This is a genomic window from Streptomyces spororaveus (genome assembly GCF_016755875.1).
Taxonomy (GTDB): Bacteria; Actinomycetota; Actinomycetes; order Streptomycetales; family Streptomycetaceae; genus Streptomyces; species Streptomyces spororaveus.
In genome coordinates, this window is sequence record NZ_BNED01000005.1 from 7,517,943 (window position 1) to 7,541,140 (window position 23,198).

At 74.6% G+C, this 23,198-nt stretch carries 20 protein-coding genes; 8 read left to right on the forward strand and 12 right to left on the reverse strand.

What is annotated here, in order from left to right; all coding sequences use genetic code 11:
* The first annotated feature begins 154 nt into the window (after positions 1-154).
* From Sspor_RS36335 to Sspor_RS36345, 3 genes are read left to right on the forward strand one after another with little or no spacing between them, the layout of a single operon-like run.
* A complete protein-coding gene (locus Sspor_RS36335; protein WP_202202900.1) occupies positions 155-2,524 on the forward strand; it encodes an ABC transporter ATP-binding protein/permease in 2,370 nt (789 codons plus the stop codon).
* Between the two features lie 5 nt (positions 2,525-2,529).
* Positions 2,530-3,255, forward strand: a complete 726-nt coding sequence (locus Sspor_RS36340) for a hypothetical protein (RefSeq protein WP_202202901.1) — start codon at positions 2,530-2,532, stop codon at positions 3,253-3,255.
* A gap of 2 nt (positions 3,256-3,257) precedes the next feature.
* A complete protein-coding gene (locus Sspor_RS36345) occupies positions 3,258-4,280 on the forward strand; it encodes a serine/threonine-protein kinase (RefSeq protein ID WP_237404183.1) in 1,023 nt (340 codons plus the stop codon).
* A gap of 12 nt (positions 4,281-4,292) precedes the next feature.
* Here Sspor_RS36345 and Sspor_RS36350 read toward each other — a convergent pair whose 3' ends face one another.
* A complete protein-coding gene (locus Sspor_RS36350; protein WP_202202902.1) occupies positions 4,293-5,588 on the reverse strand; it encodes a streptophobe family protein in 1,296 nt (431 codons plus the stop codon).
* A gap of 285 nt (positions 5,589-5,873) precedes the next feature.
* Here Sspor_RS36350 and Sspor_RS36355 point away from each other — a divergent pair, with 285 nt between their 5' ends.
* A complete protein-coding gene (locus tag Sspor_RS36355) occupies positions 5,874-7,370 on the forward strand; it encodes a DUF6777 domain-containing protein (RefSeq protein WP_202202903.1) in 1,497 nt (498 codons plus the stop codon).
* Between the two features lie 84 nt (positions 7,371-7,454).
* Here the strand turns inward: Sspor_RS36355 and Sspor_RS36360 are convergent, their stop codons facing one another.
* Positions 7,455-7,694 (reverse strand): hypothetical protein, encoded by a 240-nt coding sequence (locus Sspor_RS36360; protein WP_202202904.1) that lies wholly within the window; start codon positions 7,692-7,694, stop codon positions 7,455-7,457.
* A gap of 126 nt (positions 7,695-7,820) precedes the next feature.
* On the opposite strand from Sspor_RS36360, the gene Sspor_RS36365 reads away from it, so the two are divergent.
* The 3 genes from Sspor_RS36365 (at position 7,821) to Sspor_RS36375 (ending at position 11,915) form a co-directional block, all read left to right on the forward strand.
* Positions 7,821-9,026, forward strand: a complete 1,206-nt coding sequence (locus Sspor_RS36365; RefSeq protein WP_202202905.1) for a sensor histidine kinase — start codon at positions 7,821-7,823, stop codon at positions 9,024-9,026.
* Positions 9,023-9,709: a response regulator transcription factor gene (locus Sspor_RS36370; RefSeq protein ID WP_202202906.1), complete on the forward strand. Its 687-nt coding sequence runs from the start codon at positions 9,023-9,025 to the stop codon at positions 9,707-9,709. Before Sspor_RS36365 ends, Sspor_RS36370 begins: the two co-directional genes overlap by 4 nt.
* 133 nt (positions 9,710-9,842) lie before the next feature.
* On the forward strand, positions 9,843-11,915 hold the full coding sequence (locus Sspor_RS36375; protein ID WP_202202907.1) for a SpoIIE family protein phosphatase: 2,073 nt from the start codon (positions 9,843-9,845) through the stop codon (positions 11,913-11,915).
* Positions 11,916-12,014: 99 nt separating this feature from the next.
* On the opposite strand, the gene Sspor_RS36380 is transcribed toward Sspor_RS36375, so the two are convergent.
* The 3 genes from Sspor_RS36380 to Sspor_RS36390 form a co-directional block, all read right to left on the reverse strand.
* Positions 12,015-14,015: an ABC transporter permease gene (locus tag Sspor_RS36380; RefSeq protein ID WP_202202908.1), complete on the reverse strand. Its 2,001-nt coding sequence runs from the start codon at positions 14,013-14,015 to the stop codon at positions 12,015-12,017.
* A 144-nt stretch (positions 14,016-14,159) separates the two neighbouring features.
* Positions 14,160-14,951 (reverse strand): molybdate ABC transporter substrate-binding protein, encoded by a 792-nt coding sequence (gene modA, locus Sspor_RS36385; RefSeq protein ID WP_202202909.1) that lies wholly within the window; start codon positions 14,949-14,951, stop codon positions 14,160-14,162.
* Between the two features lie 157 nt (positions 14,952-15,108).
* Positions 15,109-15,504 carry a TOBE domain-containing protein gene (locus Sspor_RS36390; RefSeq protein WP_030772813.1) on the reverse strand — a complete coding sequence of 132 codons (396 nt, stop codon included), beginning with the start codon at positions 15,502-15,504 and terminating at the stop codon, positions 15,109-15,111.
* Between the two features lie 134 nt (positions 15,505-15,638).
* Here Sspor_RS36390 and Sspor_RS36395 point away from each other — a divergent pair, with 134 nt between their 5' ends.
* Positions 15,639-16,025, forward strand: coding sequence for an RNA-binding S4 domain-containing protein (locus tag Sspor_RS36395; protein ID WP_202202910.1), 387 nt, complete (start codon positions 15,639-15,641; stop codon positions 16,023-16,025).
* 23 nt (positions 16,026-16,048) lie between these two features.
* Here the strand turns inward: Sspor_RS36395 and Sspor_RS36400 are convergent, their stop codons facing one another.
* The 7 genes from Sspor_RS36400 to Sspor_RS36430 form a co-directional block, all read right to left on the reverse strand.
* A complete protein-coding gene (locus Sspor_RS36400; RefSeq protein ID WP_202204071.1) occupies positions 16,049-16,441 on the reverse strand; it encodes a PTS-dependent dihydroxyacetone kinase phosphotransferase subunit DhaM in 393 nt (130 codons plus the stop codon).
* Positions 16,442-16,524: 83 nt separating this feature from the next.
* Positions 16,525-17,139, reverse strand: coding sequence for a dihydroxyacetone kinase subunit DhaL (gene dhaL, locus Sspor_RS36405; protein WP_202202911.1), 615 nt, complete (start codon positions 17,137-17,139; stop codon positions 16,525-16,527).
* A 51-nt stretch (positions 17,140-17,190) separates the two neighbouring features.
* Positions 17,191-18,195: a dihydroxyacetone kinase subunit DhaK gene (gene dhaK / locus Sspor_RS36410; protein ID WP_202202912.1), complete on the reverse strand. Its 1,005-nt coding sequence runs from the start codon at positions 18,193-18,195 to the stop codon at positions 17,191-17,193.
* A 171-nt stretch (positions 18,196-18,366) separates the two neighbouring features.
* On the reverse strand, positions 18,367-18,969 hold the full coding sequence (gene thpR / locus Sspor_RS36415) for an RNA 2',3'-cyclic phosphodiesterase (protein WP_202202913.1): 603 nt from the start codon (positions 18,967-18,969) through the stop codon (positions 18,367-18,369).
* A gap of 62 nt (positions 18,970-19,031) precedes the next feature.
* Positions 19,032-20,381 (reverse strand): vWA domain-containing protein, encoded by a 1,350-nt coding sequence (locus tag Sspor_RS36420; RefSeq protein ID WP_202202914.1) that lies wholly within the window; start codon positions 20,379-20,381, stop codon positions 19,032-19,034.
* Entirely contained in the window at positions 20,378-21,664 is a 1,287-nt protein-coding gene (locus Sspor_RS36425; protein ID WP_202202915.1) for an AAA family ATPase, read from the reverse strand. Before Sspor_RS36425 ends, Sspor_RS36420 begins: the two co-directional genes overlap by 4 nt.
* Positions 21,665-21,742: 78 nt before the next feature.
* On the reverse strand, positions 21,743-23,173 hold the full coding sequence (locus Sspor_RS36430) for a hypothetical protein (protein WP_202202916.1): 1,431 nt from the start codon (positions 23,171-23,173) through the stop codon (positions 21,743-21,745).
* Positions 23,174-23,198: the final 25 nt, after the last annotated feature.

The window sequence follows — 23,198 nt, forward strand, 5'->3', positions numbered from 1 at the left end:
CCGTGTGTTCGGTTCCGTCGCGTGAAGTGAAGCGCACCCCGGCGGGATCGGCAAAGGCTGCAACGGGGACCGTTGTCATTACCCATAAGAGGGCTCTGACCTGCGGTGATGCCTGACCGGTGCCGGACCTTCGGGATCGTGGGAAAATCTGGTCATGGTCCAGCGCCCCGGTGTGCCGACCGCGCCCCAGCTCGTCCTGGTGACCGACTGGGGCGCCACCGAGATGGATCCCGACCGGATCTACCACGTCGGTCGGGACCCCCTCTGCGAGATCTGTCTCGACGACGCCCGCGTCTCCTGGCACCACGCGATCCTGCGCCCCGACGGGGACCACTGGACGCTGGAGGACGAGGGCAGCACCAACGGCACCTTCGCCGACGGCCACCGCATCCACGAGTGGAGCGTCGGCGTCGGCACCGAACTGCGCTTCGGCAGTGCCGACGACGGGCCGCGCGCCGCCGTCCTCGGTCCCGCGCCGCCCCCACCGCCCCCCGTACCCGGCACCGGCCGCCCCTCGCAGGTCGCGAACCCGGCCATGACCGGCACCTTCCGGCAGCCGACGACCGTTCGTCCGCTGCCCGTCCGCACCGCCGTCCGCATCGGCCGCGCCGCCGACAGCGACCTCGTCGTGGACGACCTCACGGTGTCCCGCCGGCACGCCGAGCTGCACGCCCTCGCCGACGGAAGCTACGAGATCGTCGACCTCGGCAGCCACAACGGCACCTACCTCAACGGCGCAGCCGTGACCCGGGCGACCCCCGTCACCGAGGGCGACATCGTCGGCATCGGCCACTCGGTCTTCTGCCTCGTCGGCGACCAGCTCCAGGAGTACGTGGACACCGGCGAAGTCTCCCTCGACGTCCAGGGCCTCACCGTCGCCGTCGACAAGGGCCGCAAGACCCTCCTCGACCAGGTCTCCTTCCCGGTCGGCGCCAAATGCCTGCTCGCCGTGGTGGGCCCCAGCGGAGCCGGCAAATCCACGCTGCTCGGCGCCCTCACCGGCCTGCGCCCAGCCGACCAGGGCACCGTCCTGTACGACGGGCGCGACCTCTACCGCGACTACGCGGAACTGCGCAGCCGCATCGGCCTCGTCCCGCAGGACGACATCCTGCACTCCCAGCTCACCGTCCGGCGCGCCCTCACCTACGCCGCCGAACTGCGCTTCCCGCAGGACACCGCCAAGGCCGAACGCCAGGCCCGCGTCGACGAGGTCATCGGCGAACTCGGCCTCGAACAACGCGCCGACCAGCCCATCCACAGCCTCTCCGGCGGCCAGCGCAAACGCGTCTCCGTCGCCCTGGAGCTGCTCACCAAGCCCTCCCTGCTCTTCCTGGACGAGCCGACCTCCGGCCTCGACCCCGGCATGGACCGCTCGGTGATGAACATGCTGCGCCACCTGGCGGACGACGGCCGCACGGTCATCGTCGTCACCCACAGCGTGCTCAACCTCGAAGGCTGCGACCGCCTCCTGGTCCTGGCACCCGGCGGGCGCATCGCGTACTACGGCGCCCCCGGGGAGGCCCTCGCATTCTTCGGCTTCCCGCAGTGGCCCGAGGCCTTCGAGGCCTTCGAGAACGAGCGCGACCGCGACTGGGCCGGGGAGTACCGGGCCTCACCGCTGTACCACCGCAACGTCGACGCCGGCCGGTCCCCGCTCACCGCGCAGGACGAGTGGGCCGCCGGGGTCCCGCCGCAGCCGCCGCCCAAGGCCCAGAGCTGGGGCTCCCAGCTCTCGACCCTGATCCGCCGGTACGCCGCCGTGCTCAGGTCCGACCGCACCTTCCTGGTCATCATGGTCGCGCTGCCGTTCGTCATGGGCGCCATGACCCGCGCGCTGGCCGGTAACTCCCTCACGGCCGAAACGGCGCTGAACGCCCTGTTCATCCTGTGCGTGGGAGGAGTACTGATCGGCGCCGCCAACGCGGTGCGCGAACTCGTCAAGGAGCGCGTCATCTACCAGCGTGAGCGCTCCGTGGGCCTGTCCCGGTCGGCCTACCTGATGTCCAAGGTGGTGGTCCTCGGCGCGATCACCGTCGCCCAGGCCGTGGTCCTCACCCTCGTCGGCCTCGCCGGAGTCGAGATCAACGCCCCCGGCGGCCGGGGCCTCTTCATGCCACCACTGATGGAGATCACCCTCGCCGTCGCGCTGCTGTCCGTCACCGCGATGCTCCTCGGCCTGCTGATCTCCGCCCTGGTGACCAAGGAGGAGGTCACCATGCCGCTGCTGGTCCTCCTCACGATCGTCCAGGTGGTCTTCTGCGGATCCCTGCTCAAACTCACCGGCGTCGCCGTCATCGAACAGCTGGCCTGGTTCGTACCGGCCCGGTGGGCCATGGGGGCGATGGCCGGCACCATCGACCTCGGCGCCATCGTGCCCGGCAAGATCACCCAGGACCCGCTGTTCGACCACGAGGCCCACCTGTGGCTCCTCGAAATGGGCATGCTCGTCGTCCTGTCCGTCCTGTTCGGCGTGCTGGTCGCCCGGCTGCTGCGCCGCCACGAGCCGACCGTGATGCGGAAGTAGGCCCCATGAGCAGCCCGCGGGGATACCCCGGAGGCGAGGTGGACGACTTCCGGCCCACCCATGTCGTGCCGCAGGAGGGACTGCCCGCCTGGGAGGGGCCCGACGTCACCCGGCCGACCGTGCCCCTGGACCCGTTCCTGCCCGTGCAGCTGCTGTCCCGGCGCGGCGAGTGGGGGGAGGTCCTGTGCGCCAACGGCTGGTCCGCCTGGGTGGACGGGCGGCTGCTGGTCGCCGTACCGCGCCCGCCGCCGACCACCGGGGGAGGGAACCCGGTCCGGTCCGAGGACCCGCGCCCCCTGCTCACCCGCGGCTCCGAGGCCCTGGAACGCTACCGGCGGGCCGTGGACGAGCTCGCCTCGGGACGGATCGACACCGACGCCTTCCGCCGCTCCGTACGCGGGCTGCGCGCCGGGGTGGTCATCGACGGTGAGTCGGTGTGGCTCTACGACGAGAGGTCGGGCCGCTGGCTGTACGACGACGGCGACCGTATGACGACCTACGCGGTCGTCGCCGGCCCGGGCGGCCCGGCCCCACCCGAACGCGCACCCGAACCCGCGCCCGAGCCGCCGCCCACGGACGCGGATCCGGGCGGCGTGGCCGCCGTACGGAGGGAACGGACACCGACCGACGCGGTCGCGGTCCCGCGCGAAGGGCCCGGGGAGCGGCCCGACGGGGCGGCGGCCCATGACCCGACGCGGATCGTGGAGACCCGCGATCCCGGAGGCGACTGACGGTGGACGCGGAACGGGCGGAGCCCGCAGGCGGGTCCCCCACCGACCTGCGGGGCCGGCAGATCGCCGGGTACCTGGTGGAGAGCGAGATCGGGCGCGGCGGCATGGCCGTCGTCTACGAGGCGCGGGACCTGCGGCTCGACCGGCGGGTGGCACTGAAGCTGCTGGCTCCCGAACTGGCCCGGAACGACACCTTCAGGCAGCGGTTCGCCCACGAGTCGAAGGTGGCCGCGACCATCGAGCATCCGCACATCGTGCCCGTGTTCGAGGCGGGGGAGGCGGACGGACTGCTCTACATCGCCATGCGCCTCGTCGAAGGGCCGGATCTGCGGGTGATGCTGGACCGGACGGGCCCGCTGCCGGTGGAGACGGCCGCACGGATCGCAGGCCAGGTGGCCTCCGCGCTGGACGCGGCGCACGCCCACGACCTGGTCCACCGGGACGTCAAACCGGGCAACATCCTGATCGCCGCGGGCACCGACCGCGACCACCCCGAACACGCCTACCTCACGGACTTCGGGCTGACGAAGAAAACGCTGTCGCTGACCGGGTTCACGACCGACGGCCAGTTCGTCGGGACCGTGACCTACGTGGCGCCGGAACAGATCTCCGGCAAGCCGGTGGACGGCCGGTGCGACGTCTACAGCCTGGGGTGCGTCGTCTACGAGACCCTCGCCGGGGAACCGCCCTTCCAGCGCGACGACGACATCGCCCTGCTGTGGGCCCACCAGTACGACGCCCCGCCCCCGCTGAGCTCGCGGCGGCCCGGGCTGCCGGAGGAGGTGGACGCGGTACTGGCGAAGGCGCTGGCCAAGTCGCCGGACGACCGGTGGGGCAGCTGTCTGGAGTTCACCGGGGCCCTGCGGCGCGCGGGGACGGGTGAGCGACCGCCGACGACCGGGCGGGCCGCGGGGGCCGAAGGCGGGGCGGCGCGGGCCGCGCGGCCCGACCTGCCCGCCCCTCCGCCCGTTCCGGCGTGGGCGCTGCCGGTGTTCGTCCCGCCGGCGTCCGGAGGGACGGCCTGAGCCGCTTCCGGCCTACTCGGGTGTCGCCCGGGTCGCGGTGGCCGGTTCGTCGACCCGGCCGCCGCGGTGCAGCGGACGGGCCAGCAGGCCGCCCGCGAAACCCGCCACCGCGCCCCACAGGAGCCCGAGACCGACGTTGCGCCACAGGACGGGCCGCAGCTGGACCTGGCCGCTGAGGCCGTCCACCTCGCCGATGCCCAGCAGGGAGAGGCCGAACTGCGCCTGGATCCGGCCCAGCAGGCAGACCGCCAGGGTCGCGAGGGCCAGGGCCACGCCCAGATGGAGCGCGTGCTGCCAGGGGCGGACGTGGGCGGGGGAGCGTACGGCCGCCAGTACGCCCGTGCCGAGCAGCAGGACAGCGGCCACCGCCACCAGCCACCACGCCCGGGAGTCCTGCTCCGCGAGCGTGGCCACGTCGATCCGGGACGGGTCGGAGCCGCGCAGGACCTGGTCCAGCAGCTGAGGCATCGGCAGCCCGAACGGTCCCTCGACGTTTCCTTCCCAGGCGCCGCCGAAGCCCAGGGTGAGCGCGAGCCAGACCAGGTTCGGCAGCCCGAGCAGGATCACGGCCAGGGTCCGGTCGGCATGGCCCTGGGTGGCGGCCACGACCACGCCCACCGCGACGCCTGCGACGACGTAGGCGAGGAGCAGCAGCATCGTGGCGAAGGCGGCCGGGCGCAGCGCCGTGTGGAAGCGGACCAGCCCGGCCGGCAGCGGGGCGCGGCGCGAGACCAGCAGGGCGATCAGCAACAGGCCGAGGATCCACAGCAGTCCGTACAGGAGGGTGGCGGGCAGGTCCGCCTCGAAGCCCACCGTGGGCGCGGCGTCGAGGAGTTCGGTGATGGTCCCGATGGGGGAGTCGCCGGTGGAGATGCCGAACGTCTCGCGGGCCAGGAAGGCGGCACCGGTCAGGGCGAGGAGCCACAGCACGACCAACGGCACCGCGCGGCCGATGAGTTCGAGGGGCCGGGCCACGGCCCGGTTGTGCAGGGGGCGCAGGAAGAGGTACCCGGTCACGAGGGCGCCGGCCAGGCTCACCGAGAGCGGGACCACCGAGAGGCTCACGTCCGCACCCGCCAGTGAACCGGCGCCGCCCGACACCTCCAGCGAACCGCCCGCCGCCATCACCACGACGGCGGCGACCACGTGCGGGAACGCGCCGCCCGGAAGGTCGCCCGCGCCCGCGCACATCAGCCCGGCGGCGGCGACCACGGCCATCACCACGAAGCCCGCGACGACGGCGACGAGGGCGTCCCGCCATGCCCTCGCGGAGCCCCCCGACGATGACGATCTCGGCGTCCGACTCACCCTGCCACCGTGACACCCTCGGCTTGCGGGCACCACCCGGACGGCGCACACAATGGTCCCCGGGGACCTCACTCCTCCTGGGAAGAAGAGCCCGTGACCACACAACCGTCCGGCCGACCGCCGTCTTCAGAACGCCCCACCGGGCCGCCCTCCGGCCCGCTCTCGGGCGGGCAGCAGGGGCCTCCCCCACCGCCGCCGCCGTCGGCGCCACCGGGCGGGCCGGGCGGGCCGGGAGGTCCGGGAGTTCCGGGACGGGGACCGGACAAGGGTCCCTGGTGGCGCTCGGTGCCACGGCTCGCCACCGCGCTGGTCGCGGTGGCGGCGGTCGTGGCCCTGGCCGTGGTCCTGACCCGTCCCAGCGGGACGTCCGACAACGCCGGCGGAGAGGTGTTCCTCCAGCCGGTGGCCGCCTCCGGCCCCGACCCCTTCACGGAGTCCACGGTCGTGAAGGACGCGCCGCCCCCGCCGGACAGCCCGCCGCCCTCTCCCCAGGGCACGGTCAGCCCGAGCGCGAGTCCGACCGGGCCGGTGGGTACCCGGAGCGTCAGCGGCTCCGCGCCGGGCGTGTACGGCGGCACCAGGAACGTCGCCAGCTGTGACGTCGAGAAGCTGATCGGATCGCTGAATGCGGACCCCGCGAAGAACGCGGCGTTCGCCTCGGCGCTCGGCCTCCAGCCGGCCGGGGTGCCCGGCTACCTCCGCTCGCTCACCTCGGTACAGCTGCGGATGGACACCCGGGTGACGAACCACAGCTACCGGGACGGCAAGCTCGTCCCCTACCAGGCCGTGCTCCAGGCCGGGACGGCCGTGCTGGTGGACGACCGGGGCGTGCCGCGCGTGCGGTGCGCGTGCGGGAACCCGCTGGGTCCGCCGGTGGCCCTCAAGGCCGCCCCGAAGCGCTTCGGGCAGACGTGGCCGTCCTACCAGCCGGCCAAGGTGGTGGCCATCGCCCCGGCGCCGACCGTCATCAACAAGATCGTGATCTACGACCACCGTGACAACCAGTGGTACGAGCGCCCCAAGGGCGGTCACCAGGGCGGCAAGCCGAGGCCCGACCGGCCGATCCCGGCGCCGCCGATCCCGACGCCGCCGCTCACGCCGCCCCCGTCGGTGACGCACCCGACCCCGTCCGGGACCCACCCGACCCCGTCCGGGACCTCGCCGAAGCCGACCCCGTCCGGGACCTCGCCGAAGCCGACGCCCTCCGGTACGTCCCCGAAGCCGTCCGGGACCTCCCCGAGCCCGTCCGTCACGTCGCCGAAGCCGACCCCGTCGAAGTCGACCTCGGAATCGCCCTCGAAGTCGCCGTCGACGTCTCCCTCCGAGTCGCCGAAGAAGTCCCCGTCGGAGTCGCCTTCCGAGTCACCGGAGAAGTCCCCCTCCGCATCCCCGTCCGAGTCGGGGAAGAAGACCCCGCCCGGGTCACCCTCGGAGCCGCCCTCGCCGACGCCGTCGAAGCCGGCCGTCGAGTCACCGACCCCGAAGGCAACGCCCGCGACTTCCGCGGCTCCCACGGTTCAGCAGTCACCCACAGCTCCGGTGACCCCGGGGTCCCCGGCGCCGCGCCCGCAGACCTCGGCCGCGCCCCAGGTCCCGACGGCCGCGCCGTCGGTGGCTCCGCGGACGTCGGCCCCGCCGTCGGCGGCCCGGCCGCCCTCGGTCGCCCCGCAGCAGACGGAAGCCCCGCCGCAGGAGCAGCAGCAGGATCAGCAGCAGCAGGAGCAGGAGCAGCAGCAGGAGGCTCCTCAGCCCGAGCCCGAGGGCCCGGCCCAGCAGAACTGACCGCCCCCGTCCACGACCGTGCTTCCTCCCCGTGCCGGGGAGGAAGCACGGTCGTGCGGGGCGCCCGCAGCGGCGGACCGAGGATCAGGCGCGGTCCCGGCGGGTCAGCGACTCACCCGCCGCCCCCACCGCGAGGCCCAGGGCGATCATGACGATGTAGCTGTAGACCTCGTAGCCGTCGAGGGCGAGGAAGCGGACGAAGCCCACGAACCGGATCCAGCCGAGCCACTCGTGCAGCAGGCCGCTCGCGCCGCCGACGACGAGGACGAAGCAGAGCACACCCGTGACGGCGGCCAGCGGGGACTTGGGGGAAGGTGAGGTCATGCCCCGACGTTAGGAGCCGGAGGACGGCCGGGACATCGGCCCAAGGGCTGCCCGCGCTCGTACTTAAGTATCCGGTCCGGGGCGAGGACGCCCGCTCCCGCGCCTGTCCCCGTAGATTTCCCCGACATGCGCCGCATCCACCGCACCCGCCGGGACTGGGCCGCCGACCTGGCCCTGTTCCTCTTCGCCGCCTGTTTCGCCGCCGTCAGTTCCCGGTCCATCCCGGTCGCGGAGGGTCTCGGCGCGGGCTGGCGCGCCGCCGACCAGGTGGCCGGCGGGCTGGGGTGCGCGGCGGTCCTGCTGCGGCGGCGCCTGCCGGTCGAACTGGCCGTGGTGCTGCTCCTGGCGGGCAGCGTGGCGCACTACCTGACCGGGCCGGCGATGGTCGCGGTGTTCACGGTGGCCGCGACCCGGCCGTGGAAGGCCACCGCATGGGTGGCGGCGCTGGTCTTCGGACCACTGCCCCTCTTCCTGTGGCGGCTGCCGGACATGCCCGAGGACCGGGCCGGTTCGGCCGTGACCTACTTCGCCCTGATCGCGGGAGCCATCGGCTGGGGCCTGTTCCGGCGGTCCCGGCAGCAGCTCATCGCCTCGCTGCGCGAGCGCGCCGAGCTGGCCGAGGCGGACGCGCAGTCGCGGGCCGAGCGGGCCCGGATGGAGGCCAGGGAGGAGATCGCCCGCGAGATGCACGACGTACTCGGCCACCGGCTGTCGCTGCTCAGCGTGCACGCGGGCGCCCTGGAGTTCAATCCGGGCGCCCCGCGGGCCGAGATCGAGCGCGCCGCCGGCGTGCTGCGCGAGAGCGCCCACCTGGCACTGCACGACCTGCGCGAGGTGATCGGCGTACTCCGGGCGGGGCAGGGGACCGGGCCCGGGGAGGGCGGCGAGCGCCCGCAGCCGGAACTGGCCGACCTGCCCCGGCTGGTGGCGGAGGCGAGGGCCGCGGGCGGCCGGATCGAGCTGGCCGGGCCGCCCGACGGGGCCGCGGCTCCGCCCCTGGCCGGACGTACGGCGTACCGGATCGTGCAGGAGGCGCTGACCAACGTACGCAAGCACGCGCCCGGCGCGTCCGTCGACGTACGGGTGACCGGGAGCCCGGGCGACGGCCTGACCGTGGAGGTCCGTAACACCCGGCCCCCCGGACCGGACCCCGCGCACGGCCCGTTGCCCGCGGCGGCCGTCGGCGGGGGCCAGGGGCTCATCGGGCTGGCCGAACGCGCCCGGCTGGCCGGCGGGGAACTGACGGCCCTGCCCGTCGGCGGCGGGTTCCGGGTGCGGGCCTGGCTACCCTGGCAGGTCCGACCGGGGGACGAGGGGGAGGGACTCGGGTGATCCGTGTACTGCTGGTCGACGACGACGCGATCGTCCGGGCCGGGCTGCGCCTGATGCTGGGCGGCGCCCCGGACATCGAGCTGGTCGCCGAGGCCGCGGACGGGGCGGAGGTGCCCGGCATGGTCGCCGCGCATGGCCCCGACGTCGTGCTGATGGACATCCGGATGCCCGGCGTGGACGGCCTGGCCGCGACCGAGCGCCTGCGGGCGCGGCCCGGCGCGCCGGACGTGCTGGTCCTGACCACCTTCCACACCGACGCGCACGTCCTGCGGGCGCTGCGGGCCGGGGCGGCCGGATTCCTCCTCAAGGACACCCCGCCGCAGGAGATCGTGACGGCCATCCGGACGGTGGCCGCCGGGGACCCGGTGCTGTCCCCGGCCGTCACCCGCAGGCTGATCGACCAGGTGGCGGGCGACGCGGGCCAGGGCGCCCGGACGACCGCCGCCCGCACCCGGCTGGCGTCGCTGGCCGAACGCGAGTACGAGGTGGCCCTCGCCGTGGGGCGTGGTCTGTCCAACGCCGAGATCGCGCGCGAACTGCACCTGGCACTGCCCACGGTGAAGACCCACGTGTCCCGGATCCTGACCCGGCTCGACCTCAACAACCGCGTCCAGATCGCCCTGTTGGTGCACGACGCGAGCCCGCCGGACCAGGACGCCGGGCCGGCGGGCCGGGTCCCCTGACGTGTCCGCGTGATCGAACACGGGAATCCGGGCAGCAGATGCCCCGCCCCGCCGTCCGTGGCCTGACCACGGCCGGAGCAGTGGCGGGCGCTCCCGCAGGGACACCGGCGGGCGGGAGTGAGACCCTGGCTGCATGGCCCGTAGGGCAGAGAACCCCGATGTCGGCTGGCCCGCGCGGCCGGACACGAGCCTCGCGCTCAACCGCATGGGCACATTCGACTGGGACCTCGACAGCGGGCGGATGTATCTCGATCCCACCGCCCTCGAGGTGCTCGACCTGCGCCCGGACGAATACGACGGGACCCCCGACGGGCTCCGGAGCCGCTTCGCACCCGGTGAGGAGGCCCGGCTCGACACCCGGGTCGCCCAGGCGATCAAGGACGGGCGGAGTCACTACGGGGCCTACGTCCGCAGCCGCCGGCGCGACGGATCGCCGTCCTGGACCCATATCCAGGGGCACATCCTGCGGGACCCGTCCGGCCGCTCGTACCGCGTCATCGGCATCCTCCGCGACGCCGCCCACGACCCCGACGAGCCGGGCGCCGCCGGGGAGGAGATCGAGGGGCGGCGCAGGATGACCGGCGTCGTCGAGCGGACCACCGCCATCCTCGCCCACGCCCGCACCGTCAACGACGTGACCGACATCCTCAAGGACCCGCAGGCCCTCGGGCACCTCGGTGCGGTCAGCGTGATGCTGGGCGTCGTCGACGGCGGCCGCATCCACCTGGTCGCGGAGGGACAGCTCGGCTCGTACGTGCCCGAGATCGAGTACACGCGGATCGACGCGCAGCTTCCGATGAGCGAGGCCGTACGCACCATGCAGTCGGTCTACCTCGTCTCCCGGGAGGAGTTCCAGCAGCGCTATCCGGACCTGTGGCCGTACATCGAGCCGCTGTCCGTCCGCAGCGGGGTCTATCTGCCGCTGATCGCCCAGGGGCGGCCGATCGGGACGCTCGGGCTGCTCTACACCCGGGACGGCGCATTCACCGCCGAGGAGCGGAACCTGCTGATGGCGCTCGGCAGCGGGGTCGCGCAGAGCCTGCAGCGGGCCATCCTCTTCGAGCAGGAGCACGACCTGGCCGAGGGGCTCCAGCGGGCCATGCTGCCCCGCCGGATCCCGGACGTGCCGGGCGCGCGGATCGCCGTACGGTACCGGTCCGCGCGGATGGGGCGGGACATCGGCGGCGACTGGTACGACGTGATCCCGCTCGGCGAGGGCCGGGTCGGGGTGATGATCGGCGACGTCGAGGGGCACGACACGGACGCGGCCGCCGTCATGGGCCAGTTGCGCATCGTGATGCGCGCGTACATCGTCGAGGGGCACACGCCCGGTACGGCCATGGCACGGGCCTCGGCCTTCCTGCGCGATCTGGAGACGGAACGGTTCGCCACCTGCACCTACGCCGAGCTGGACCTCACCACGGGAATGCTCCGGATGGTCCGCGCCGGGCACCTCGACCCGGTCGTACGGCGCGGGGACGGCAGCGTCCACCGGATCCAGGTGGCGGGCGGGCTGCCGCTCGGCCTGCCGCCCCGCGAGCAGACCGGCACCGGCTCCGGCTACCCCGTCACCAGCCTCGAACTGCACCCCGGGGACACCCTGCTGCTGTGCACCGACGGCCTGATCGACCGTCCCGGCGCCGCCGACCAGGAGAGCGGCATGCGGGAGCTCATGGCGGCGGTCCACAGCGGCCCGATCGACGTGGAGGAACTCGCCGACGTGCTGTGCGACCTGGTGGGCGACTCGGGCGGCGGGGACGACATGGCCATGCTGGTGCTGCGCCGCCGCGGCACCCCCACGGCGCGCGGTGGCGGTCCGCTGGAGCAGCGGCTGGAACCGGGCGACACGAAGGCCCCGGCGCTGGCCCGGCACCTGATCCGGGCGGCGGTGGCCGCCTGGGGCGCGCGGCACCGGGCCGACGAGATCGAACTGGCGGCGGACGAGCTGATGACCAACGCCCTGGTCCACACGGACGGCGGCGGCCACGTCAGCATGCGGCTCACGGCGCAGGGCCGGATCCGGATCGAGGTGGAGGACAGCAGCAGCGCCCTGCCGAGGCGGCGCGAAGCGGGCGACTGGGCGGTGTCCGGGCGCGGGCTGATGCTGGTGGACCGGCTCGCGGACGAGTGGGGCGTGGAGCCCCGGGGCGGTGGGAAGTGCGTGTGGTGCGAGTTCGCCCTGGCCGCCCCGGAGGACGCCGGCTGAGGGCCGGGTGCGGCCGGGCGCCAAGGCCCGCCCGCAGCCTGCCCGGCCCTCGGACCGGCCCGGACCGGCCCCGGGCCTCGGGGCAGCGCGGTCACCGGGTCAGAGGCGTACCAGCGTGACCTCGGTGGCCTTCACGCTCGTCCACACCGCGGCGCCGTCCACGAGGCCCAGTTCGGCGGCCGCGTCGGGGGTGATCTCGGCGACCAGGTCGGGTGCGGCGGCCGAGGCGATCAGCACGCGCAGCCGGCTGCCGACCGCGGTGATCTCCCGTACGGTGCCCGGCCAGACGTTGCGGGGGCTGCCGCCGGGGCGGTCCCGGTGGACCGAGACCGCTTCCGGAGCGATGATCGCCAGTGCCCTCGCCCCCTCGGGCAGCGTCTCGGCGACGACCAGCCGGCCGCCCGCGGCGAGGGCCAGCCCGTCGGCCGACGCGGTGCCGGGCCAGGCGTTGCGCCCCAGCATGCGGGCCACCCACGGGGAACGCGGGTGCCGGGTCACCTCCGCGGGCGGTGCGTCCTGCAGGGCCCGGCCGTCGGCCAGTACGAGGACCCGGTCGGCCAGCGACACCGCCTCGACGGGGTCGTGGGTGACGATGAGGCAGACCCCGCCGAAGCCGGCCAGGTGGGTGCGCAGGGTGTGCCGCACCCGGGCCCGGGTGGTCTGGTCGAGCGCGGCCAGCGGCTCGTCCAGGAGGAGGAGCCGGGGGCGGGCGGCCAGTGCCCGGGCCAGCGCCACCCGTTGGGCCTGGCCTCCGGACAGCTGCGCGGGCCTGCGGCCGGCGAGGTGCCCGACGCCGAGCCGGTCCAGCCAGACCTGGGCCTCGCGGCGGGCCTCCGCGCGCGGCACCCCGCGGGCGCGCAGCCCGTACGCGGTGTTGGCCAGGGCGGTCAGGTGCGGGAACAGCGCGCCGTCCTGCGGCACCCAGGCCACCTGGCGCTTGTGCGGGGGCAGGGCGGTGACGTCGGTGTCGCCGAGCCGCAGTGCGGCGTGGGCCCGCGGGGTCAGGCCGAGCAGGGCGCGCAGCAGGGTGGTCTTGCCGGCGCCGTTCTCGCCGACCACGGCGATCGTGGTGCCGGGTTCCGCGTCGAGGGTGAGCTCGTTGAACCCGGTCACGGTGGCGTGCAGGGGCCAGCGGCCGCTGTCGGGCGGCAGGGCGGTGCCGCCGGCCTCGGTGGCGGGGCCGCCCTCGATGGTGGCCCCGGGGTCGGAGGCGGGCGCTTCCTCGGCGACCGGAGCCGAAGCGGCCTCACGGGCGACCGGGGTGCCCGTCCAGCGTCCGCGCAGGGCGATCAGTACGCCCATGGCGATCGCGAGCAGCAGGAGCGAGACGGAGGTGGCGGCCTCGGGCTTGTCCTGCAGCAGCAGGTACACCTGGAGCGGCAGGGTCTGGGTGGTGCCGGGCAGGTTCCCGGCGAAGGTGATCGTCGCCCCGAACTCGCCCAGCGCGCGGGCCCAGGTCAGTGCCGCACCGGCGATCAGGCCGGGGGCCACCATGGGCAGGGTCACGGTGAAGAACACCCGGACCGGCGAGGCGCCGAGCGAGGCGGCGGTCTCCTCGTAGCTCTGCCTGAGGCCGCCGAGGGCGCCTTCGAGGCTGATCACCAGGAACGGCATGGCGACGAACGTGGCCGCGACGACGGCCCCCGAAGTGTGGAACGGCAGGGTGATCCCGAAGGTGCCCTCCAGCCAGGGCCCGAGCAGCCCGCGCCGGCCGAAGCCGAGGAGCAGGGCGACACCTCCGACGGTCGGCGGCAGCACCATCGGCAGCAGGACGAGGGAACGGACCAGGGCCTTTCCCTTGAACTCGACGCGCGCCAGCAGCCAGGCGAGCGGCACGCCGAGGAGCAGCGAGAGCGCCAGGGCCCACAGGGACACCAGGAGCGAGAGCTTCAGGGCCTCGACCACACCGGGGCTGGTGAGGTGGGCGCCGAGCTCGCCCCACTGCGTACGGACGAGGATGCCGATGAGCGGCAGCAGCAGGAACGCGACGGCGAGCAGGGCGGGGAGCGCCAGGGCCAGCGGGGGCCGGGTGCGGGCACGGGTACGGGTGCCGATGCGTATGCCGGTGCGCGTGCCGGTCCGGGTGCGGAGTCTGCTCATGGGGGTTCCTGGGCTGGGGGTGTCGGCTGCGGGGGAGGCGCGGGCGTCCGGTGGCGGGGCCGGGGGCCGTGCGGGAACACCGAGAGGGGCTGCCTGTCCCCCCGGTGCAGGCAGCCCCTCAGGGGGATGCGTGTCGTACGGCGGTTACGCCTTCTGGAAGCCCGCGTCCTGGAGGATCTTCTGCGCCTCGGGGGTGCTCAGCCAGGCCACGAAGGCGGCCGCGTCCGTGGCGTTCTTGGACTGCTTCAGCGTGGCGGCCGGGTAGGAGGCCACGGCGTTCTGCTCGTCCGGGATGTCCACGGCGACGACCTTGTCGCCGGACTTGGCGGAGTCGGTCTTGTAGACGAGACCGGCGTCGGCCTCACCGAGCTCGACCTTGCTCAGCACGGCACGGACGTTGGGCTCCTGGGAGACCGGCTTCACCTCGATCTTCTGGGCGTCGAGGATCTGCTTGCTGTAGCGGCCGACCGGGACCTCGGGCGCGGCGAGCACGACCTTGATCTTGGTGTCGGCGAGGTCCTTGAGCTCGTCGATCTTGAACGGGTTGGCCTTGCCGGCCGCGATGACCAGGCGGTTCTTGGCGATGATCGTGGCGTCGCCGGTCTCGGCCTTCAGCCCGTCCATGGTCTTGGTGTCGGCGGTGACCAGTGCGTCGGCCGGGGCGCCCTGCTTGACCTGGGCCGCGAGCTCCTGCGATCCGGCGAAGGAGAAGGTGATCTTCGTGCCGGGGTGGCTCTTCTGGTACGCCTCACCCGCGGTCTTGAAGACGTCGGTGAGGGAGGAGGCGGCCAGCACCGTGAGGTTCACGGCCTTCGGCTCGGGGGTGGGGTCGGCGGCGGCCTTCTTGTCGTCGCTCTTGCCGCACGCGGCCAGCGGCACGAGCAGGGCGGCGGTCAGCGCGGCGGCGGTGCGACGGCGGATCGTGATCGGGGACATGAGCAGATGCTCCTCGGTCGGGTCGGCGGCCGGCCTGGTGCCGGTACCGCGCGGTGGTGACCCGCGCCGGTGACGGGCGGAGCGGGTGGGGACCTTCGGTGATGCTGAGCGGGTGGTGCGGGGGACCGCGGGTGGACGGCGGCGGGCGCCGTCCGGATCAGGTGCGGTCGATGTGCACGCTGGTGGACTTCACGCGGGCGGTGGCCTGCATGCCGACCTCCAGCCCGAGCTCCTCGACGGCCTCACGGGTGAGCAGGGAGACCAGACGGTGGGGACCTGCCTGGATCTCGACCTGGGCGGCCACGTCGCCGAGTTTGACGGCCGTGACGATGCCCGGAAAGGCATTGCGAGCCGAGGTGTACGGCTCCCCGTCCTCGATGTGGGCGCCCTGGCCCACCTCGACGGAGAAGGCGGCCAGGTCGCGTCCGTCGATCAGGCGCCGGCCGCCTTCGTCGCGATGGGTCACGACCCGGCCGGCGTCGGCCCAGCGGCGGGCGGTGTCCGGGCTGACGCCCAGCAGGCGCGCCGCCTGTCCGATGGTGTAGGACTGCATGGGCGACAACGTATGGGTACGCGTGGCGCATTTGCAATTCTCTTGGCCTGATCTCCATGGCAGATGCGATACTTCTTGGCGCATCTGCCAAAACTCGTTCCGCTCCGCCGCGCCCGGCTCGCTAGAGTCGGGGCATGGCTGATGAGGTAACGGGGACGGGCACGGTGCGGGTCGACGCGTGGATCTGGTCCGTGCGCCTGACCAAGACCCGCTCGATCGCGGCGACCGCCTGCCGGGCGGGCCACGTGAAGGTCAACGGGGAGCGCGCCAAGCCGGCGCAGCCCGTGCGTGCCGGCGACGAGGTACGGCTCTTCCATGCGGGCCGCGAGCGGATCGTCGTGGTCAGGCGACCCGTGTCCAAGCGGGTCGGCCCCCCGGTCGCCGCCGAATGCCTGATCGACAACAGCCCGCCGCCGCCGACGCCCGTGGAGGCCGCCGTGGTCGGCATCCGCGACCGGGGAGCGGGCCGCCCGACGAAGCGCGAGCGCCGCGAGATCGAAACCCTCCGCGGCCGCCCGTAGCGGGCGTCCCCGCACGGCTGCGGTCAGGTCTTGCGATACGTGTACGCCTCGGCGGCGGCCGCCTCGACCGCCGCCAGGGGGGCTCCCGTGGACGCGGTCACCACGGCCGCCACCGCGCCCTCGACGAACGGCGCGTCCAACAACCGCGACCCCTGCGGAAGTTCGTCCTCCATCAGCAGGGCCTTCACCGTCAGCACCGAGCTCCCCAGATCGGCCAGCAGGGCCACCCCGGCGCCCCGGTCCACCTCGCGGGCGGCCGCGACGATCCGCTCCGCGCTCGTGCCGAGCCCGCCGACGGCCGTACCGCCCGCCGCGGCCACCGGGGCCACGGGTCCGCCCGCCGCCAGCTCGCGTGCCAGCTCGGCCACCGCCTCCGCGACCCGCGCGCTGTGCGACACCAGCACGACGCCGACCAGGGCCGGAGAGGAACCGGAGCCCGGACCGGAGCCGGGACCGGGGCCGGTTTCCGCGTCCTGGGCCGTCCCCGCGTCCTCGGCCGTCACCGCGCGTCCGCCGATTCCGCCACGTCCGCCAGCGCCGCCAGCAGGAGCGCCGAGGAGGTCGCCCCCGGATCCTGGTGGCCGACGCTCCGCTCGCCCAGATAGCTGGCCCGCCCCTTGCGCGCCCGCATCGGCACCGTCGCCAGCGCCCCGTTCTCCGCCGCGCTCGCCGCCGCCCGGTACGACGTGCCCAGCGCGGCCACCCCCGGCTCCAGCGCGTCCAGCATCGTCTTGTCCCCCGGAACCGCCCCGCCCAGCTGCGCCACCGCGCCGACCCCCTCGGACAGGGCCGCGCGCAGCTCCGCGTCGGAGACCTCGGCCGATGCGCCCAGCGCCTTGCCCGTGCGCCGCAGCAGGGTCCCGTACAGCGGCCCCGACGCGCCGCCGACCGTCGAGATCAGCGTCCTCCCGGCCAGCTGCAGCACCGGGCCCGGCGCGGCCGACACCGGCTCCGCCTCCAGAGCGGCGGCCACGGCCGCGAATCCCCGCCGCAGATTGCTCCCGTGGTCGGCGTCCCCGATGGGGGAGTCGAGCTCCGTCAGCCGGTCCGCCTCACGCTCCACCGAGGCGGCGGCGGCCGCCATCCAGCGCCGGAAGAAGTCTGCGTCACGCACCGGATCTCCTCGCCTCGCACCCGTCTGGCCACATCCACCGCCACCCTACGTTCACAGGCCCCAGCGCAGCGCCGCCGTCCGGACGGGCGCGTCCCACAGCCGCAGCAGTTCCTCGTCGGCCCGGCACAGCGTCACCGAACAGCCCGCCATGTCCAGCGACGTGACGTAGTTGCCGACGAGCGCCCGCGCCACCGGCACACCGCGCTCGGCCAGCACCCGCGCCACCTCCGCGTGGAACCCGTACAGCTCCAGCAGCGGTGTCGCCCCCATCCCGTTGACCAGCGCCAGCACCGGCCCGTCGGCCGGACCGATCCGCGCGAGCTCCTCCAGTACGGCGCCGACCGCGACCTCCGCGATCTCCCGCGCCGACATCATCGGGCGCCGCTCCCGGCCCGGTTCGCCGTGGATGCCGATGCCCAACTCCAGCTCCCCGTCCGGCAGGTCGAAGGTCGGGCTGCCCTTCGCGGGCGTGGTGCACGCACTCAGCGCCACCCCGAAGCTCCGCGAGCACTCGTCGACCTGCCGGGCGAGCGCGGCGACCCGCTCCAGCGGCGCCCCCTCCTCCGCGGCCGCCCCGGCGATCTTCTCGACGAACAGGGTGGCCCCGGTACCGCGGCGCCCGGCGGTGAACAGACTGTCGGTCACCGCGACGTCGTCGTCGACCAGGACGCGCTCGATCCGCAGGCCGTCCTCCTCGGCGAGTTCGGCGGCCATCTCGAAGTTCAGTACGTCCCCGGTGTAGTTCTTGACGACGAACAGCACCCCCTGGCCGGAGTCCACCGCCGCGGCCGCCCGCACCATCTGGTCGGGCACCGGGGAGGTGAACACCTCCCCGGGACACGCCGCCGACAGCATCCCGTGCCCCACGAACCCGGCGTGCAGCGGCTCGTGACCGGACCCGCCCCCGGACACCACCCCGACCCGCCCGCCGTCCCGCGCGTCCCGCCGTACGACGATCCGCCGCTCCACGTCGACGTCCAGCTCGGGATGGGCGGCCGCCATCCCCCGCAGGGCGTCGGCGACCACGGTCTGCGGACTGTTGATCAGCATCCTCATGCCACTCCATCCGGTCTCTCGGCGGGTGTTCGGCCCGGACCGGACCAGCGGCGGATGCGCGCGGACGGTCCGTCCGCCGCCACGATACGAGGCCGGGCGGCCCACGGGGAGGAGGCCGGGCGGCCCACGGGGAGGAGGCCGCGGCGCGCACGCGCGGCGGTGGTACCGGGGTCAGCCGCCTCCGCCTCCGCCGTCGTCGCCGTCGAAGGACCAGGCCTGGATGTCGCGGTAGTGGATGGGTCCGGGTCCGCGCCCGGTGTTGCTCCCGACGAGGTGGAGGCGCCGGGTCTCCCAGGGGCGCCCGGCGAAAGCGGCGAGTCCGGCGGCAGCCTCCACGGCGCTGGTGGTGTCGTGGCGGCGGGAGCGCGCCAGGGTCAGATGGGGCCGCAGCGGCCGGCCGTGGAAGGGGATCCCGCAGTCCGTGACCGCCGCGCGCACCTCGTCGGCGAGGAGGTGCAGCCCATCGAGGTCTCCGTCGATCCCCGTCCACAGGACCCGCTCGTCGAAGTGCCCGCCGCCGCGCAGCGCGAGCCGCAGCGGCCGCCGGGAACCGGCGAGCTCCGCGAGCGGCGCCCGCAGGAGTCCCACGGCGCCGACGGGCAGCTCGCCGAGGAAGGCCAGGGTGATGTGCCAGTCCTCGATACGGTTCCAGCGCATGCGCGGGTACGCGGCGTAGGCCGGCAGCAGCCGCTGCTCCAGCTCTTCCTTCGCGTCGTCGGGCGGGGCCAGCGCTATGAACACGCGGACGGTCGCCGCCTGGGTCTTCTCACTCACACGGGTCTTCGTATCCTGCCGGAGCACCTTCCGTCATCTTCGGCCCGGACACACCCGGCCGGTCACCGCGTGCCGTGGCCGGAGCCGATGGTCACCACGCGTGCCCACGCGGGCGGGGAGTCCGGCACGTACTCGGGGTCGTCCTCGCTCCAGCCGCTCCGCGCGTTCCGGTGGAAGAGACCCACCACCGTGCGGCACGGCGGTCGCGTGGCCGGCCAGTCCGTCTGTCCGTCCGTCAGGGCCACGATCACGTCGGGCCGGGCTCCCGAACCGAGGGCCTTGGCGAAGCCCGCACGCAGATCCGTACCTCCGCCGCCGATCAGCGGGATGCCCTCGCCGCTGCACAGCGGGTGCACGATCCGGGCCGCCGCGTCGCACGGCACCACGCTGACCATGTCGCTGCGGCCGCCCACGGCGCGGGCGATCGCGGCGACCTCCAGCAGCGCACTGCCCAGTTCGGTGTCGCTGACCGAACCGGAGGTGTCGATGACCACGCAGACCCGGGGCGGTCGGCGCCGCAGGCTCGGGAGTACGGCGCCGGGCACCGCGGCGGAGCGCCGGGAGGGCCGGGCGTAGCTGTAGTCCTCGCCCGCGCCCGCCCCCGAGGCCGCCGACCGGACCGCCGCGCCCAGCAACTCCCGCCAGGGCTGCGGCGGGTGGAACGCTTCCTCCGCCCACCGCCGCCACCCCGCCGGGGCGCTCCCCGGACGGCCGTTGATCCCCTGCGCCACCCGGAAGCGGACCGCGTCCTGCTCCTGCGCGCTGAGGCCGTGCGCGCCGTCCGGCCCCAGGTCCCAGGCGCGTTCCAGGCCGTCGGCGCCGCTGCCGCAGTCCAGCCAGACCAGGTCCTGCGTCAGCGCTCCGAGCGTGAACCGGCGCAGGTAGTCCTCCATGAGCTGTCCCGTGGGCAGCCCCAGGTACTCCGGTGTCAGCACCCCTTCGGGTTGCACCAGCCCCTCGCCGTACACGTCGTCGTTGATCTCGCAGTCCGCGGCGATGTTCATCCGCAGCCGTTCACCCGGGCCCGTCAGTCCGCGTTCGCGGGCCACCCGGTCCCCGCGCCCGTGGTGGTCGCGCAGCAGGTGCGACACCTCGTGGACCCAGACCCCCGCGAGCTCCTCCACCGGTGTCCGGTCCACGAACCCCGGCGAGACGTAGCACCGCCAGTGCCGGTCGACAGCCATCGTCGGTACCTGCCGCGACGCGACGGTGTGCAGGGCGAACAGGGCCGTCGCCAGATACGGCCGGACCCGCGCGGCATGCAGCCGGGCCGCGAACAGCTTGTCGAAGTCCAGAGCCGCCGCGGGGCGCGCCTTCGCCCTGTGCGTTCCGGCCGGCCGTGTCCCGGCGCCGTCCGTCCCCTCCGTCCCCTCCGTCCCGTCCCGGTCCGTCCCCGTCGTCGGCGCGCTCATCGGCCGGCCCCCGCGGTGACCCCGGTCCGGGCCGCCGCCCGCTCCTGCGACAGGTCGGCCCGCCGGGACAGGGCCACCACTCCGGCGAGCCGTTCGATCGACTCGGGGACGTCCCAGTCCTCCTGACGCAGCGCGGCGAGGGTGGTCGCGGGGACGACCACCAGGTCGGGGGCTCCGGTCTCCAGGGCCCGGACCAGCAGCGCCCATGCCGCGTCCCAGCGCGACCTGTCGGGGCGCCTGCGGACCGCCGCCACCACGCCGTCGAGCGTGGCCTGCCGCCGGTCCCCCCGCTCGGGCAGGTCGGCGCCCGCCGGGTCGGCGAGCAGCTCCTCGGGGTCCGGGAGGTCCATCCGGTCCAGAGCGGCCAGCAGCTCCAGCCCCGGACCGTCCCCCACGGCGCCCCTGACCAGCATGGAGAGCACCTCCCGGGAGGAGCCGGCCGCGTTCGCGAAGGCGAGCAGACGGATCGTCATGTCCCAGCTGCGGGGCGACGGCCACGCACCGCCCCGGCGGGTCTCGCCGCTGGGCAGCCGGTGCACGAGCGCGGGGCGGGCGGTGAGGAGCCCGCACACGGCACGGCGGGCGTGGTCCACGGCCGCCGGGAGGTTCCCGGCGTCGAGGCCCGGCAGCGTGGCCCGGGGCCAGGTCCCGCCGAGCCCGCGGATCACGACGTCGTGGTCGTGGGTCCACTGGAGATGGACGAACCGGTTGGCCAGGGGCGGGCTCAGCTCCCAGCCGTCGGCCGCCGAGCCCCGAGGGTTGGCGGCGGCCACGATCCGTACCCCGGGCGGTAGCTGGAGCGAACCGATCCGGCGTTCGAGCACGAGCCGGAGCAGGGCGGCCTGGACGGCCGGCGGCGCCGTGGACAGCTCGTCCAGGAACAGCAGCCCGCGCCCGGCGCGTACGAGTCGTACGGCCCAGTCCGGCGGGGCCATCGGGATGCCCTGCTCGGCGGGGTCGTCTCCGACGATCGGCAGACCGGAGAAGTCGGACGGCTCGTGCACGCTCGCGATCACCGTGGTCAGCGGCAGGTCCAGGCTCTCCGCGAGCTGTGTCAGGGCCGCGGTCTTGCCGATGCCGGGCTCACCCCACAGGAGTACGGGGAGGTCGGCGGCCACGGCCAGGGTCAGGGCCTCCAGTTGGTCGTCGGGGCGCGGCTCGGTGGTGGTGTCGCGCAGCAGGGCCAGCAGTTGTCCGGCGACGTCGAGCCGGGAGGGCCGGCCGGGCACCGGGAACGGGTCGGCGGGGGCGTCGGTGGCCGTGCGGGGAGTGTGTGAGGGCATGAGTGATCACCTGTGGGTTCGTGAGGAAGGAGTGGGCCGGGTCCGGGGGCCCGGGGGCGGGATTCCAGGGGGCAGCGGTCAGCGGGCGGCGTGCGCCTGGCGGGGGCGGAGCCGGAGGTCCCGTGGGCGGGCGGCTCCGGGGCGGATCCGGCCGGGTCCGGGTCCGACCAGCCCCGACCGGAACAGCCCGTAGGTGATCCGCCGGTGCGCGGCCGCCTCCAGTTCGTCCCGCAATGCCCCGGCGCGCAGCAGGGCGTCGGGGCCGAGCAGCCCTTCCACCACGGCCAGCGCGCCGGCGATGTCGCCGTGGTCCAGCCGTTCGCGGACCCCGGTGAGACAGTCCGGCTGACGGTGCGCGGTGTCGATGGCCCGCAGGCAGGGCAGGGGAGTGCCCGTCAGCGCGGCCAGCAGTTCCTCCCGGCGGATCTCCGCCGGGTCGTGGTCCAGTGCGGACAGCACCCCGTCGACCAGGCCGATACGGTGCCGGGCACCCCGGCAGTCGACGAGGCGGGGCCGCCCCGCGAGGTCGGCGGTTCCGGCCGGTCCGCCCGGCGCACGGCCCGGTACCAGTGCCGAGGCGACCAGCGGGTGCAGCCGCCCGGCCTCGATGGCCCCGGTGCGGATCAGCTCCAGGTCGGGAAGGGTCCGGACGGCCGCGTCGGGCAGGACCGGCAGCGCGGAGGTGCCGTGGGCGGGCGCCGCCCCGATCCGCAACGCGGGCGGCCCCGGGCCGTCCGCGACGAGGTCCAGCAGCAGCCGCTGCCGGGCCCCCAACCGTACGGCGACGGTTCCGGTGGTCCGGCCCCCGTCGCGGAGCAGGATCCCGGCCTCGGCGGCCCACCGGCCGACGGCGCACCGGTGCCCGGGCGGGAGCGCCCGCAGGATCTCGGACTCCTCTGCCGGAAGGGTGCCGGATGACGGCCGGTCGGCTCCGGACCGGACCCGCAACTCTCCGCTCCTGCGGGCGTCCCACAGGTGGCGGTGCAGGTCGAGGCGGAACCGGCGGCCGGGACGGGCCCGTCGGCGCGGGTCCCCCCAGGGGCCGTGCCCGGACCCGGATCCGTCCCACAGGGCGAGGCTGATCCGCTGACCACCGTCCGCCCAGGCGGGCGGAGTCCTGGCCACGAGGTGCAGGGGGTGCGCGGGGCGTTCGGGGTGCACGGCGTACGGGTCGTCCCGTGCGGCCGTGTCGTACCGGGCGAGGGTGACGGTCAGTCCGGGACGCAGCAGTCCGTCGGGAGCGATGCGCGGCATGTGCCAGCGCAACAGGTCGGGTGCCAGATGGCGGAGATCGGCCCGGATCCGGGCCGCGAGGTCGTGGCCGCGCGAGCGCGCCAGCGAACGGAGGTCGAAGTCGACGTCGAACCCTGCGGCGGCGCATGCCCCGGCCCAGTCCCCGGCGGAGCGGCGGGCGGTCGCAGTCTCGATCATGGAAGCCGGCACGGCGTACTCGCGTACGCGGAGCCAGAGGGAGAGGCGGGAATCCCCGTGCACGTCATCGGTGGGCATCAGCGCTCACCTTGCGTGGACGGGA

Bases quoted from the DNA above. Each gene is read 5' to 3' on its own strand.
- modA (WP_202202909.1), bottom strand. From the start codon at position 14,951: ATGTCCCCGATCACGATCCGCCGTCGCACCGCCGCCGCGCTGACCGCC.
- Sspor_RS36425 (WP_202202915.1), bottom strand. From the start codon at position 21,664: ATGCCCTCACACACTCCCCGCACGGCCACCGACGCCCCCGCCGACCCG.
- Sspor_RS36395 (WP_202202910.1), top strand. From the start codon at position 15,639: ATGGCTGATGAGGTAACGGGGACGGGCACGGTGCGGGTCGACGCGTGG.
- Sspor_RS36340 (WP_202202901.1), top strand. From the start codon at position 2,530: ATGAGCAGCCCGCGGGGATACCCCGGAGGCGAGGTGGACGACTTCCGG.
- dhaK (WP_202202912.1), bottom strand. From the start codon at position 18,195: ATGAGGATGCTGATCAACAGTCCGCAGACCGTGGTCGCCGACGCCCTG.
- Sspor_RS36375 (WP_202202907.1), top strand. From the start codon at position 9,843: ATGGCCCGTAGGGCAGAGAACCCCGATGTCGGCTGGCCCGCGCGGCCG.
- Sspor_RS36420 (WP_202202914.1), bottom strand. From the start codon at position 20,381: ATGAGCGCGCCGACGACGGGGACGGACCGGGACGGGACGGAGGGGACG.
- Sspor_RS36365 (WP_202202905.1), top strand. From the start codon at position 7,821: ATGCGCCGCATCCACCGCACCCGCCGGGACTGGGCCGCCGACCTGGCC.
- Sspor_RS36380 (WP_202202908.1), bottom strand. From the start codon at position 14,015: ATGAGCAGACTCCGCACCCGGACCGGCACGCGCACCGGCATACGCATC.
- Sspor_RS36360 (WP_202202904.1), bottom strand. From the start codon at position 7,694: ATGACCTCACCTTCCCCCAAGTCCCCGCTGGCCGCCGTCACGGGTGTG.
- Sspor_RS36430 (WP_202202916.1), bottom strand. From the start codon at position 23,173: ATGCCCACCGATGACGTGCACGGGGATTCCCGCCTCTCCCTCTGGCTC.
- Sspor_RS36390 (WP_030772813.1), bottom strand. From the start codon at position 15,504: ATGCAGTCCTACACCATCGGACAGGCGGCGCGCCTGCTGGGCGTCAGC.
- Sspor_RS36335 (WP_202202900.1), top strand. From the start codon at position 155: ATGGTCCAGCGCCCCGGTGTGCCGACCGCGCCCCAGCTCGTCCTGGTG.